This is a genomic window from Bacillus capparidis (assembly GCF_017832095.1).
Classification (GTDB): domain Bacteria; phylum Bacillota; class Bacilli; order Bacillales; family Bacillaceae; genus Bacillus; species Bacillus gobiensis.
In genome coordinates, this window is record NZ_JAFDST010000001.1 from 406,123 (window position 1) to 419,645 (window position 13,523).

Annotated in this window: 16 protein-coding genes; 15 read left to right on the forward strand and 1 reads right to left on the reverse strand. The window is 41.4% G+C overall.

Features of this window, described 5'->3' with window-relative positions:
* Nucleotides 1-84: 84 nt before the first annotated feature.
* The 3 genes from spoIIGA to sigG all read left to right on the forward strand — a co-directional run bounded on the left by spoIIGA (nucleotide 85) and on the right by sigG (nucleotide 2,654).
* Nucleotides 85-1,014, forward strand: a complete 930-nt coding sequence (gene spoIIGA / locus JOC74_RS02015; protein WP_053602726.1) for a sigma-E processing peptidase SpoIIGA — start codon at nucleotides 85-87, stop codon at nucleotides 1,012-1,014.
* A gap of 29 nt (nucleotides 1,015-1,043) precedes the next feature.
* Nucleotides 1,044-1,763 (forward strand): RNA polymerase sporulation sigma factor SigE, encoded by a 720-nt coding sequence (gene sigE, locus JOC74_RS02020; protein ID WP_053602727.1) that lies wholly within the window; start codon nucleotides 1,044-1,046, stop codon nucleotides 1,761-1,763.
* A gap of 108 nt (nucleotides 1,764-1,871) precedes the next feature.
* Nucleotides 1,872-2,654 (forward strand): RNA polymerase sporulation sigma factor SigG, encoded by a 783-nt coding sequence (sigG, locus tag JOC74_RS02025; protein ID WP_053602728.1) that lies wholly within the window; start codon nucleotides 1,872-1,874, stop codon nucleotides 2,652-2,654.
* A gap of 93 nt (nucleotides 2,655-2,747) precedes the next feature.
* Here the strand turns inward: sigG and JOC74_RS02030 are convergent, their stop codons facing one another.
* Nucleotides 2,748-3,161: a DUF5391 family protein gene (locus JOC74_RS02030; protein ID WP_225970330.1), complete on the reverse strand. Its 414-nt coding sequence runs from the start codon at nucleotides 3,159-3,161 to the stop codon at nucleotides 2,748-2,750.
* Nucleotides 3,162-3,452: 291 nt separating this feature from the next.
* On the opposite strand from JOC74_RS02030, the gene JOC74_RS02035 reads away from it, so the two are divergent.
* The 12 genes from JOC74_RS02035 (at nucleotide 3,453) to pyrR (ending at nucleotide 13,396) form a co-directional block, all read left to right on the forward strand.
* Nucleotides 3,453-3,686, forward strand: coding sequence for a YlmC/YmxH family sporulation protein (locus JOC74_RS02035; protein ID WP_053602730.1), 234 nt, complete (start codon nucleotides 3,453-3,455; stop codon nucleotides 3,684-3,686).
* Between the two features lie 117 nt (nucleotides 3,687-3,803).
* Complete coding sequence (gene pgeF, locus JOC74_RS02040; RefSeq protein ID WP_053602731.1) at nucleotides 3,804-4,625, forward strand: peptidoglycan editing factor PgeF; 822 nt, start codon at nucleotides 3,804-3,806, stop codon at nucleotides 4,623-4,625.
* Nucleotides 4,626-4,631: 6 nt separating this feature from the next.
* Entirely contained in the window at nucleotides 4,632-5,324 is a 693-nt protein-coding gene (locus JOC74_RS02045; RefSeq protein WP_053602732.1) for a YggS family pyridoxal phosphate-dependent enzyme, read from the forward strand.
* Nucleotides 5,321-5,791 carry a cell division protein SepF gene (sepF, locus tag JOC74_RS02050; RefSeq protein ID WP_053602733.1) on the forward strand — a complete coding sequence of 157 codons (471 nt, stop codon included), beginning with the start codon at nucleotides 5,321-5,323 and terminating at the stop codon, nucleotides 5,789-5,791. Before JOC74_RS02045 ends, sepF begins: the two co-directional genes overlap by 4 nt.
* A gap of 7 nt (nucleotides 5,792-5,798) precedes the next feature.
* Nucleotides 5,799-6,062 (forward strand): YggT family protein, encoded by a 264-nt coding sequence (locus tag JOC74_RS02055; RefSeq protein WP_053602734.1) that lies wholly within the window; start codon nucleotides 5,799-5,801, stop codon nucleotides 6,060-6,062.
* 75 nt (nucleotides 6,063-6,137) lie between these two features.
* Nucleotides 6,138-6,914, forward strand: coding sequence for a YlmH family RNA-binding protein (locus JOC74_RS02060; protein ID WP_053602735.1), 777 nt, complete (start codon nucleotides 6,138-6,140; stop codon nucleotides 6,912-6,914).
* A 90-nt stretch (nucleotides 6,915-7,004) separates the two neighbouring features.
* Nucleotides 7,005-7,499, forward strand: a complete 495-nt coding sequence (divIVA, locus tag JOC74_RS02065; RefSeq protein WP_053602736.1) for a septum site-determining protein DivIVA — start codon at nucleotides 7,005-7,007, stop codon at nucleotides 7,497-7,499.
* A gap of 377 nt (nucleotides 7,500-7,876) precedes the next feature.
* The gene (ileS, locus tag JOC74_RS02070) at nucleotides 7,877-10,645 is read left to right on the forward strand and encodes an isoleucine--tRNA ligase (protein ID WP_211086030.1); all 2,769 of its coding nucleotides are present in this window, start codon (nucleotides 7,877-7,879) and stop codon (nucleotides 10,643-10,645) included.
* Nucleotides 10,646-10,836: 191 nt separating this feature from the next.
* Nucleotides 10,837-11,208, forward strand: a complete 372-nt coding sequence (locus JOC74_RS02075; protein ID WP_053605986.1) for a TraR/DksA family transcriptional regulator — start codon at nucleotides 10,837-10,839, stop codon at nucleotides 11,206-11,208.
* A gap of 102 nt (nucleotides 11,209-11,310) precedes the next feature.
* Nucleotides 11,311-11,775 (forward strand): signal peptidase II, encoded by a 465-nt coding sequence (gene lspA, locus JOC74_RS02080; protein ID WP_053602738.1) that lies wholly within the window; start codon nucleotides 11,311-11,313, stop codon nucleotides 11,773-11,775.
* 3 nt (nucleotides 11,776-11,778) lie between these two features.
* A complete protein-coding gene (locus JOC74_RS02085; protein ID WP_053602739.1) occupies nucleotides 11,779-12,690 on the forward strand; it encodes an RluA family pseudouridine synthase in 912 nt (303 codons plus the stop codon).
* A 160-nt stretch (nucleotides 12,691-12,850) separates the two neighbouring features.
* Nucleotides 12,851-13,396 carry a bifunctional pyr operon transcriptional regulator/uracil phosphoribosyltransferase PyrR gene (pyrR, locus tag JOC74_RS02090; protein WP_053602740.1) on the forward strand — a complete coding sequence of 182 codons (546 nt, stop codon included), beginning with the start codon at nucleotides 12,851-12,853 and terminating at the stop codon, nucleotides 13,394-13,396.
* Nucleotides 13,397-13,523: the final 127 nt, after the last annotated feature.

Sequence of the window (13,523 nt, forward strand, 5' to 3'; positions counted from 1 at the left end):
GCTTGATTTATACTTGTAAAAACAAAGGGGAGACGTGCCGTTTCTAAAAACTCTTAATTGGCGGAAGGCGGGGAACGATAAGAAGTGGAAATCTACCTAGATGTGATCTGGCTGTTAAACTTTTGCTTCGACTTGCTGCTGCTTTCGTTAACAGGCAAAATTTTAAAACGAAATGTCAAGAAGTTTCGCCTTGTTTTAGGTGCCCTTATTGGTTCCGGTATTGTTCTCATTATGTTTACTCCTTTTTCTTGGTTCGTTTCTCATCCCGCTGGAAAACTTGCTTTTTCTCTGCTGATCGTTTTTGCTGCTTTTGGTTTTAAAAGGTTTCGTTACTTTCTTCAAAACTGGCTTACGTTTTTCTTTGTGACATTTTTATTGGGTGGGGGAATCATTGGTGCGCATTCTCTTCTTCAATCGGATGGCCAGCTTGAGAATGGAGCATTGATGACAGCTTCTTCCGGTTTTGGGGATCCGATCAGTTGGATCTTTGTCATAATAGGTTTTCCAATTCTTTGGATATTCTCGAAAAAGAGAATAGAGGATATAGAGATTCGCAAAATTCAATTTGAGGAGCATGTAAACGTTCAAGTGATGATCGGAGGACAAGAGGTTTTTTTAAAAGGATTGGTTGATTCCGGAAACCAGCTTTACGATCCGTTAACCAAAACGCCGGTCATGATTGTTTATGCAGAATGCTTGAAGCCGATTGTGGGAGAGGCTTTTTTAGAACTGGTAAAGACAGGAGACTCAGTTCATGCATTAGAGCAAATTGATGAAACTTTTCCGTTTATCGACCGTCTCCGGCTTGTGCCATACAGAGGGGTTGGGCAGCAAAATCAGTTCCTGCTTTCCATTAAGCCTGATGATGTATTGGTTTACACAAAAGAAGAAATCATCTCAGTAGAAAAGTGTTTCGTTGGAATCAGTCCGTCCGGATTATCTTCGGATGACGATTTTCAGGCAATTGTCCACCCGAAAATGCTATCTGAAAAAGGAATCAAGCATGTGTCTTAAATCATTAAAGAAGGGAGAGAAGGAGAAATATGAAAAAAATGAAAATAAGATTGACGTATTACTGGTATCGTATCTTAATTAAGCTTGGACTGAAAAGCGACGAGATTTATTATATTGGTGGAAGTGAAGCCCTTCCGCCGCCTTTATCAAAAGATGAGGAGCAGGATCTCCTTCATAAACTGCCAAAGGGAGACCAAGCAGCCAGAGCGATATTAATCGAACGAAACTTGCGGCTGGTCGTATACATTGCCCGCAAATTTGAAAACACAGGGATTAATATTGAGGATCTCATAAGTATTGGAACAATAGGGCTTATAAAAGCTGTCAATACGTTTAACCCTGAAAAAAAGATCAAGCTTGCCACTTATGCATCAAGATGTATCGAGAATGAAATTTTAATGTATCTCCGAAGAAACAATAAAATCCGGTCAGAGGTATCTTTTGATGAACCGCTTAACATTGACTGGGATGGAAATGAACTTCTTCTTTCAGATGTCATGGGCACTGATGATGATATTATCACAAAGGATCTGGAAGCAAATGTGGATAAAAAGCTCCTGATGAAAGCCCTGGATCAGCTTAATGACCGTGAAAAACAAATTATGGAGCTTAGGTTCGGGCTGGTAGGAGAAGAAGAGAAAACGCAAAAAGATGTGGCAGACATGCTGGGGATTTCTCAGTCCTACATATCAAGGCTGGAGAAAAGAATAATTAAGAGGCTGAGAAAGGAATTTAATAAAATGGTATAACCCCTTATTTCGGGCAGGAAATTTTTTCTCATCGACATTTGTGCATATTTTTCCCACTCAAGGAGATACTTAACTTTGTACCAGAGCTCCTGTAGGGAGGGAAAGATATTGTCGAGAAATAAGGTCGAAATATGCGGGGTAGATACCTCCAAGCTTCCTGTATTAAAAAATGAAGAGATGAGAAAACTCTTCAAACAGATGCAAGACGAAGGGGATTATACAGCTAGAGAAAAACTGGTTAACGGAAACCTGCGGCTTGTATTAAGCGTGATTCAGCGTTTTAACAACAGAGGAGAGTATGTGGATGACTTATTTCAGGTGGGCTGCATAGGATTAATGAAATCGATTGATAATTTTGATTTAAGCCATAATGTTAAGTTCTCTACCTATGCTGTCCCTATGATTATTGGAGAAATCAGAAGGTACTTGCGTGATAACAATCCGATTCGTGTGTCAAGATCATTGCGGGACATTGCCTACAAAGCTCTCCAAGTCAGGGAAAGATTAATTAGTGAGACAAGCAGGGAGCCGACAGCTGAAGAAATTGCAAAGGTGCTTGATATTCCTCACGAAGAAATCGTATTTGCGATGGATGCCATCCAGGATCCTGTGTCTTTGTTTGAACCGATATACAACGATGGCGGAGACCCGATTTATGTGATGGATCAAATTAGCGATGAGAGAAATAAGGACAGCCAGTGGATCGAAGAGCTTGCTCTGAAAGAGGGAATGAGAAGATTAAGCGAACGCGAAAAAATGATTCTCAGAAAACGGTTTTTTCAAGGGAAAACGCAAATGGAAGTCGCTGAAGAGATTGGTATCTCACAGGCTCAGGTTTCCCGGCTGGAAAAAGCGGCAATTAAGCAAATGAATAAAAATATTCATCAATAAAAGAGAGGATACACTGCCCTCTCTTTTTTTATGATCAGAATAATTGTATAATGCCCCAAATACAAGTTACTGCTTCCTAGAATGATAATAAAATCAAGCAACACTGTGTGATTTTGATGATGAACGGAAAGCTGTGATAAACCAAACGGTATTAATAATTAATAAAATGAAGCAAAGGGCTATGACTACTATTAAGGAAGTATTCATTTTGTTCGCAAATATCCCTAATACTACTGGAATGATCACAAAGTTTATCATCACTCCGAAACTACATAATACAGCCATGATGGATCTCATCGCATCTAACCCTGCTAGATATGCAATTAAAGGCAGGATATAAAAAGCAAGCACAGTTCCAATAGCTGACCACATGCCCGCGCTGCCAAATTGATTCGCATTAGGCCCGGATTCAGATATTGGGGAGAGTGAAGATGCGATCAACATAGAGCAGAAGAGGAAGGCAGAAACCAAAGTCAATATAACAACTGGAAATTTTTTAATTGCCACGATCATTTGCTCTCCTTTCTTATAAGCGAATTCCCATATTTTTCATTATATCATTGATACGGAAATAAAGTAATATAACTTCCAATATATTGAATTGATTTACTCCGAAAGCGTTTTCTATAAGCTAAGAGCTTATAGAACTATCAGACATCTGTTCAAAACCCAGCGTTCAATTGGTTCTTCCAGAATATGAAATTTTATTAATATAAAATTCATATTCCTTTGGCATGCACTTCAAGTATCCATTCATATAATAGTGATAATTGCTTATTTCATTGGAGGGCATGTCAAATGATGAATATTTCTGAGTTTCAAATGAAGGATGTCGTAGACGTTTCAAACGGCAAAAAACTCGGCAGTATCGGTGATATTGATATTAACGTAACGAATGGAAAAATACAGGCCATCATTATTGGCGGGAGTGGAAGAGTTCTCGGTTTTTTTGGAAAAGAAGAGGAAATATTAATTCCTTGGCGAAATATTGTGAAAATCGGTGAAGATGTGATTTTGGTTCGATTAAGCTAATTCGTTATTCATTCGCCCGTTTTTTTGCAAATCGATGCTAACTGTAGACCGTAAATTGTGGTAATATAAGAGCATAATGGGAAGATTCGCGTTGTTTGTCGAAAGGAGGATCATCGAATGAACAGTCAGATATCATTCATTCAAAAAAATGAAGCAACTCTTCTTTTCGATAAGTGGAACCATAACAAGGTTCTTTGCGGAATGACAACAAAAAATGGAGGGGTAAGTGATTCTCCATTCCAAACATTGAATACAGGCCTCCATGTTCTTGACATAAATGAGAATGTTATTAAAAACAGGGAGCTTGTCGCGCAAAGTCTTGGTTTCCCCTTGCAATCATGGGTTTTTGCAGATCAGACTCATGAAAATTCAATACAACGTGTTACAAAAAAAGATGCCGGAAAAGGCAGCAAAATCTATGACACAGCAATAAAATCAACGGATGGACTTTATACAAACGAGAAAAATGTGGTTTTGGCATTATGCTTTGCAGATTGTGTTCCGTTATATTTTTATGACCCTGCCAAATCTCTTGCCGGTATTGCCCACGCTGGCTGGAAGGGAACCGTCCTTCAGATTGGCAAAAAAATGGCGAAGACCTGGCAAACGGTTGAAGGATCAAGACTGGAGGATATACAAGCAGTCATTGGACCCTCAATTGGTTCTTGCTGCTATAAGGTGGATGAAAGGGTTATTGAAAAGGTGAAACAGCTTTCTATTGACACAGACAGTGCAATTACTGAAGTGAACAGTACCGAATATATGCTAAACCTGAAAGAACTCAATCGGCTCATTTTGCTTGATGCCGGTATAAAGGAACAGAACATTGCGGTTAGTCCCCTTTGTACAAGCTGTGAAGATGAACTTTTTTTCTCCCACCGGAGAGATAAAGGGAAAACGGGACGAATGATGTCCTTTATAGGGTTTAAGGAGGCATAACAGTAAGTGGATGTGCAAACTCAGTTACGACATATAAACGAAGAAATAATCGAAGTATGTAAAAAGTCAGGCAGAAACCGAGAAGAGATTTCGATCATAGCAGTTACGAAATACGTAACGCCCGAGCGGGCAAAAGAAGCACTTGATGCGGGGATCGTTCATCTTGGGGAAAATCGCGACGATGAATTATTACGCAAGCAGGAGATTCTCGGGAGCGACCCTGTATGGCACTTTATCGGCTCTCTTCAATCAAGGAAAGTAAAAAATATTATTGGGAAAGTTGCCTATATTCATTCGCTTGACCGGTTGTCGCTGGCAAAAGAGATTGATAAGCGTGCAAGCTCTGCAGTCGATTGTTTTGTGCAGGTGAACACGTCTATGGAACCGTCTAAGCACGGATTGACAAGGGAAGAAGTCGTTCCTTTTCTAAAAGAGCTAAAGTCTTTTCCCAACATACGAGTGGTTGGATTGATGACCATGGCGCCTCACACGGAGGATGAAGAGCAAATCAGGAGCTGTTTCCGCCTGCTTAGAACACTGCGGCAGGAGGTTCAAGCACTGAAGCTGCCGTACGCCCCGTGCCATGAGTTGTCAATGGGGATGTCAAATGATTATAAAATCGCAGTAGAGGAAGGTGCGACATTTATCCGCATCGGCTCTTCACTCGTAGGAAATCAAACGGGAGGTGCAAATTCATGAGTATTAAAAATAAATTTAAAAGCTTCTTTTCATTGGAAGATGAAGAATATGAATATGAATATATCGATAGTGACCAGGAGGAAAGGGAACAGCCTCGCGAGCAAAAAGAAAAGCCTACATACAATAGTAGCGGCAAGCCCGGGTCTGCGGGAAAGCAAAATGTCGTTAGCTTGCAAAGCGTGCAAAAGTCTTCTAAAGTAGTATTAAGTGAACCGAGAGTTTACGCGGAAGCCCAGGAAATTGCCGACCATTTAAAAAACAGGCGTGCCGTCGTCGTGAATCTCCAGCGTATCCAGCATGACCAGGCAAAACGGATCGTTGATTTTCTAAGCGGAACTGTGTATGCCATAGGCGGAGATATCCAGCGGATTGGATCCGATATCTTTCTGTGTACGCCTGACAATGTTGATGTGTCTGGCACTATTTCAGAATTGATGTCTGCCGACGAAGAATATCAAAGGTGGTAATTTGTAGATGCTGATGCTTTATCAAGTACTTGATACTGTAATTACTTTTTATATGTATGCGATCATTATTTATATTTTGTTGTCATGGTTTCCCAATGCCAGAGAATCATCTTTTGGGCGAATCCTAGGCTCTATATGTGAACCGTATCTTGAGCCATTCAGAAAAATTATTCCGCCAATTGCTATGATCGACATCTCCCCGATTGTCGCCATTTTAGTTTTACGTATGGCAGGCGAGGGACTTCGAGTTGTTTTCTTCATGTTTATGTAGCGATCTGTTTCGGGACTTGGTGATCGCCAAGTCCCTGTTCGCATAATTGGATTTTTTAGTTAGAAAGGGATCATATTGGACAATCTATATCAGCATTTTCGAAAAGAAGAGCAGCCTTTTATTGATCAAGCTTTAGAATGGAAAAGCATCATCACTGAACAATACCGGCCAAAGCTAACGGATTTTTTAGATCCAAGAGAACGGGATATTCTTTCAGCCGTGATCGGCGGGACCGGGGAAATTCAAGTTGAATTCTTTGGAGGCTTCGAAGAGTCAGAGAGAAAAAGGGCGTTGCTTTACCCGGAGTATTACAGACCTGAACAAGAAGACTTTCAGCTTCAGGCGTTTGAGGTCATCTATCCTGAGAAATTTACGAGTATCGGACATCGCCAGTTGCTCGGCTCTTTAATGGGACTAGGATTGAAAAGAGAAAAATTCGGCGATTTGCTTATTTCGGGCGAGACCGTTCAATTTATTTGCGCCAAGGAGATAAGCAACTACGTGCACATGCAATTTACCCAAGTCGGAAAAACAAAGGTCACGGTGAAAGAAATTTCGCTCGGGTGCATTCAATCTCCCGATAAACATGTCGAAAGAAAGGATGAGATCGTTTCTTCCTTGCGGCTGGATGTCGTTTGCTCTGCGATGATCAGGCAATCAAGGCAGAAAAGCCAGGCTTTGATTAAAAGCGGCGCTGTCAAGGTCAATTGGCGTACTCTTGAGGACCCGTCATTTACACTAGAGGAAAATGATTACTTGTCTGTAAGGGGATATGGAAGATACCAGCTGACAAGCATTGAAGGAAAGACAAAAAAGGATAAATGGAAGCTGTCAATCGAAAAACAACTGTAAGCTTTTTAACGGATTTACCCATTTACACGTTTTTTTGTTTTATAATGTGGAGTAGAGAAATTCTTTTAATACATAAGCGGAGGTGGCATGATGCCGTTAACACCGAATGATATCCATAATAAGACGTTTACAAAAGCATTTCGCGGGTATGATGAAGATGAAGTCAACGAGTTTTTGCTTCAAGTCAGAAAAGATTATGAAATCATCCTGCGAAAAAAGAATGATTTGGAGAAAAAAGTCAACGAGCTTGACGAGCGAATCGGGCATTTCTCCAGTATAGAAGAAACCTTAAATAAATCCATTCTCGTTGCACAAGAGGCAGCTGAGGATGTTAAACGAAATTCACAAAAAGAAGCAAAGCTGATTGTGCGTGAAGCAGAAAAAAATGCCGACCGCATTATTAATGAATCATTGTCTAAATCAAGAAAAATAGCAATGGAAATCGAAGAATTGAAAAAGCAGTCCAAGGTGTTCAGGACACGGTTCCAAATGTTGATTGAAGCTCAACTCGATCTGTTGAAAAATGATGACTGGGATCATCTGCTTGAATATGAAGTAGATGCCGTGTTTGAAGAAAAAGAATAATTTTTTATGTGTTGCTTGACTTTTTAAAAAGAAAGCGAATATAATACCTTCATAAAATAACTTATACGGATATTACAGTAATTATGATAATAACATGCGCCTGACGGAGAACGTGCAATTTCTTAAAAGCAATCAAAAGAGACTCGGGGATGGTGGAAGCCCGGGATTGCTTGATATTGCAGGATCATCTCTTTAGCTTCCTTTCTGACGTTAGTAGGAAAGGACGTCTCATCACGTTACGATGCTTAAGTGGACAGGGAGAAGTTTTTTTCTGTCTAGAAGGGTGGTACCGCGAGAAGCCTTCTCGTCCCTTTTTAGGGATGAGAGGGCTTTTTTTATTTTTTTGTAAATTTTAAAGAAAGCTTGGAGGAATGAAAATGGATTACAAAGATACGCTGCTTATGCCGCAGACCGATTTTCCGATGAGGGGAAATCTTCCGAATAAAGAGCCAGAGATCCAAAAAGTTTGGGAAGAACAAGGGATTTATAAGCAAGTTCAAGAGCGTACGAAAGACCGGCCGAAATTCGTACTCCACGATGGACCGCCATATGCAAATGGCGACATTCACATGGGCCATGCGCTCAACAAAATCTTAAAGGATATGATTGTCCGTTATAAATCAATGAACGGCTTTAATGCTCCATATGTTCCCGGTTGGGATACACACGGACTTCCAATCGAAACTGCTTTAACGAAGAACAAAAAGGTGAAACGTAAAGAAATGAGTGTAGCCGATTTTCGCAAGCTGTGTGAGGAATATGCCTGGAAGCAAATTAAAGGGCAAAAAGAACAGTTTAAACGGCTCGGAGTCAGAGGGGATTGGGAAAATCCATATGTCACGTTAAAACCGGAATATGAGGCGAATCAGATCCTTGTTTTTGGTGAAATGGCGAAGAAGGGCTATATTTACAAAGGATTAAAGCCTGTTTATTGGTCACCTTCCAGTGAGTCTGCTTTGGCGGAAGCGGAAATTGAGTATCAGGACAAACGATCTCCGTCGATCTACGTTGCCTTTGAGGTGAAAGACGGGAAAGGTGTTCTTAATGCAGGCGATAAGATCGTCATCTGGACAACAACACCATGGACAATTCCAGCAAACCTTGGAATCGCGGTTCACCCTGAATTGGAATATAGCGTAGTTGAAGTGGATGGAGCACGGTACGTTGCAGCCAGCGCTTTGGTAGAAGAAGTAACGAAGACATTGGCATTCGAAGATGCTCAAGTTGTAAAAACCTTTAAAGGAAAAGAGCTGGATCATGCAGTTGCCGCACATCCGCTTTACGGCAGAGATTCGCTAATCATGCTCGGTGACCACGTAACGACCGATGCGGGAACCGGCTGTGTCCATACTGCTCCCGGACATGGTGAGGATGACTTTATTATCGGACAGCGCTACGGATTAGACGTTCTCTGCCCGGTCGATGAGAAAGGAAATATGACGTCTGAAGCTCCGGGATTTGAAGGCTTGTTCTATGATGAAGCCAATAAATCGATCACGGAAAATTTGCAGGAAAAAGGTGCTTTATTAAAGCTTGAGTTTATCACTCACTCGTATCCTCATGATTGGAGAACGAAAAAACCGACAATCTTCCGGGCGACTGCCCAATGGTTTGCTTCCATAAAGGATTTTAGAAGTGACCTGCTGGAAGCTGTAAAAGAAACTAAATGGATTCCTGCTTGGGGAGAAACACGCCTCTACAACATGGTACGTGACAGAGGTGACTGGTGCATTTCAAGACAGCGGGCATGGGGAGTTCCGATTCCGGTATTTTATGCGGAAGATGGAGAGCCTATTATTACAGACGAAACAATTGCCCATGTTTCATCACTATTCAGAGAGCACGGATCAAACATTTGGTTTGAAAAAGAAGCTGCCGAGCTGCTGCCTGAAGGATTTACTCATCCTGGAAGTCCAAATGGAACGTTTACAAAAGAACAGGACATCATGGATGTTTGGTTTGATTCTGGATCATCTCACCAAGGCGTGTTGGAAGAACGCGATGACCTTGTAAGACCGGCTGATCTTTATTTGGAAGGATCAGATCAATACAGAGGATGGTTCAACTCCTCCTTGTCAACTGCTGTAGCTGTGACAGGAAAAGCACCATATAAAGGAATTCTAAGCCATGGGTTTGCGTTAGACGGAAATGGTCGTAAAATGAGCAAATCACTTGGCAATGTAGTGGTACCAGCGAAAGTAATGAAGCAGCTTGGTGCAGACATCCTGAGGCTCTGGGTATCATCAGTCGACTATCAGGCGGATGTTCGTGTTTCTGATGATATATTGAAGCAGGTTGCGGAAGTCTACCGAAAAATCCGCAATACCTTCCGTTTCTTGCACGGAAACCTTGCTGACTTTGACCCGGCAAAGGATTCCGTTGCACATGAAAATCTGCGCGAGGTTGACCAATATATTTTAATCAAGCTGAATCAGCTGATCGACAAAGTAAAAACGGCTTACGACAATTATGAATTTGCGTCCATTTACCATAGCATTCATAATTTCTGCGCGATTGAGCTAAGCTCCTTCTATCTTGATTTCGCAAAAGATGTGGTCTATATCGAGCACGTGGATCATAAAGACCGCAGAGCCATGCAGACAGTCTTCTACGAAACGTTACTCGCGCTTGTGAAACTGACTGCGCCTATTTTGCCGCACACGACAGACGAAATATGGAAGCATTTGTCATTCGTAAGCGAAAAAAGTGTTCAGCTCGTTGATATGCCTGAAAGCAAAACGATTGATAATGCAGATCAGATTGAAGAAAAATTCGACCGTTTTATGAAATACCGCGGCGATGTATTAAAAGCGTTGGAAGAGGCAAGAAACGAAAAAATAATCGGCAAATCATCAGCGGCAAGCGTTACAATGTATCCGACTCAAGAAACGAAGGCTCTATTTGAGAGCATCAATGAAGATCTCAAACAGCTCTTTATCGTTTCTGATTGGAAGGTTGCAGGATCTCCTGACCAAGCGCCGGAAGAAGCGCTCGAATATGAAGCAGGAAAAATTCTCGTCACTCCTGCGGAAGGAACAACGTGCCAGCGATGCAGAATGGTTTCGAAGGAAGTGGGGCAGGATGTTAATCACCCTGAGCTGTGCCCTCGCTGCGCCGATATTGTAAACAAATATTACCCAGCTTAAGAAAAAAAGCGTAACGGCTTTCCCGCCGTACGCTTTTTTTATGCTGCGATCTCTCTCCAGCGTGAACTAATAAATGTTCTTTGCCAAACATGACAGCGTTTAGTACGGAAGGAAATATCTTTTCAGCTTCAGATTTAAATTTAAGGCAACAATATAAGTACGACTTCATGAACAGGAGCTGAAGAAGGTTGATGAATCATGAGATGGAACCGATCCGCAATGAACTGCTTCAAATGAAAGAAGAGCTCCAATCCAGACTATTCGAGTATTCTTTATTCGACAGTCCCTCGAATCAATCAGAAAGCAATTTATACAAAAAAGCGACTTTAATGCATCATATTAAAGAAGAACTTCAGGATGTCCTTCTTGCTCTCGACAAGATGGAACACGGCGGCTTTGGCATGTGCGAAGAAACCGGCGCTGAGCTCCCGTTTGAAAAGCTATCTGTCCTTCCTACCGCGCGAACCTATGAAGACTTTCGTTATCATGCCCAATTTGAGAAAAAAACTTTGCCTGTGTGGCCCGTATCAGAAACATACGAAGACGAAGCCTTATATAACTAAATAGCTTGCAAGCACTGTGTTGTCAATGAAATTGCTTTGGCTAAAATCTTTATATGTGATAAAATTCATATGATTGATTAAAAAGACAATGGAGGAACATTTGTGCTTTATTATTATCTCGCAGCTTTACTAATTATCGGCCTTGATCAATTAACGAAGTGGCTCGTCGTTAGAAACATGTACTTTGGAGAAAGCATTCCAATTATTGATCAAGTGTTATACATAACCTCCCATAGAAACACAGGAGCTGCTTGGGGGATACTGCCGGGACAAATGTGGTTTTTTTACGGCATTACATGTCTTGTGATTGTATTTATCATATATTATATGCAAAAACATGCAAAGCAGAATAAATGGCTCGGCATTTCATTAGGGTTAATGCTCGGAGGAGCAGTAGGAAACTTCATTGATCGGGTGTTCAGACAAGAAGTGGTTGACTTTGTTCACGTCATTATTGTTAATTATCATTTTCCTATCTTTAACGTTGCAGATTCATCTTTATGTATCGGAGTCGGACTGCTTTTTATACAAATGTTGACAGAAAAGAAAACGAAGGAGTCTGAATAATAGATGGAGTCGCATGTATTTAACGTATTAGCTAGTGATGAAGGCGAACGGATTGATAAATATTTATCGGCAGAAGGAGAAGAATGGTCGCGCACGCTCATTCAGCAGTGGGTGAAAGAAGGCAATGTCAAGGTGAACGAAAGACCTGTCAAATCAAATTATAAAATACAGCTAGGAGATACTGTGTCTGTTTTCGTTCCTGAGCCGGAGCCAGCGGATATTGAGCCCGAGAAGATGGACCTTGATATTTATTATGAAGATGCAGATGTCCTCGTCGTAAATAAACCTAGAGGAATGGTTGTCCACCCTGCACCGGGCCATCTTTCAGGCACGTTAGTAAATGGGCTCATGGCCCACTGCAAGGATTTATCCGGCATAAATGGTGTCATGCGCCCCGGGATTGTCCACCGGATCGATAAAGATACATCAGGGCTTTTAATGGTGGCTAAAAATGATACGGCTCATGAATCATTGGTGAATCAGCTCGTCAACCGGACGGTCACGCGGAGATACAAAGCAGTCGTTCACGGTACGATTCCACACGATGATGGAACGATCGATGCACCGATCGGAAGAGATAAAAAAGACCGTCAAAGTATGACGGTCACAAGAGAAAACAGCAAGCATGCGGTAACTCATTTCCATGTACTAGAGAGATTCGATGAATTTACTTTTGTTGAATGCCGTCTTGAAACGGGAAGGACCCATCAAATTCGTGTTCACATGAAATATATCGGTTATCCGCTCGCTGGAGATCCAAAATACGGCCCGCGTAAAACGGTTCATTTTCCCGGACAGGTCCTGCATGCAGGAGTTCTTGGTTTTCACCATCCCAAAACGGAAGAATATCTTGAGTTTGAGGCGCAGCTGCCTCAAGATATGGAGCTTTTTCTTGAGTCGATCAGGAAAAAATAATTGACAAGCGAATTAACTTCTGGAATACTAATTATAGTTGAATAGTTTCTTTAACACAGTCCAGAGAGGCTGAGAAGGATAACGGTTTTGCAGACGTGTGCAGTCTGTCCCTTCCTCTTGCCTCTAAAGCAAGAGGTTTTTTTGGAGTGAGGTGTTGATTATGTCGGAAAAAGCAGTCATCTTAGATGAACAAGCAATAAGAAGGGCTTTGACCAGAATTGCTCATGAAATGATTGAGCGGAATAAGGGTATGAATAATTGCATTCTCGTCGGAATTAAAACCCGCGGTATTTATTTAGCCAAACGGCTTGCAGCCCGAATCGAACAAATTGAAGGTACATCCGTCAAAGTAGGCGAGCTTGATATTACCCTTTACCGAGACGATCTAACGAAAAAAACAGCTAACGAAGAACCCCTCGTCAAAGGCAGCAACATTCCGTTTGATATAACGGATAAAAAAATTATCGTCGTTGATGATGTGTTGTACACAGGCAGAACGATTCGAGCTGCGATGGATGCTTTAGTTGATAAAGGAAGGCCTTCAGCGATCCAGCTTGCGGTTTTGGTTGACCGCGGCCATCGGGAGCTTCCGATCCGAGCTGACTATATCGGCAAAAACATTCCGACAGCTAAAACAGAGAAGGTTATGGTCCACCTGGTAGAATCAGATCAATTTGATAAAGTTGCAATTTATGAAAATGAATAAAAACCCTTTTTAATGGCAATCCTGTGAGTTTGCAAAGGGGGAACAAAGAATTCACTAAAGAACTTGAGTGAATTCTTAATGTACCTCTTTGCCTTCAGGCAGAGAGTTTTTTTTTGCAGACATTACA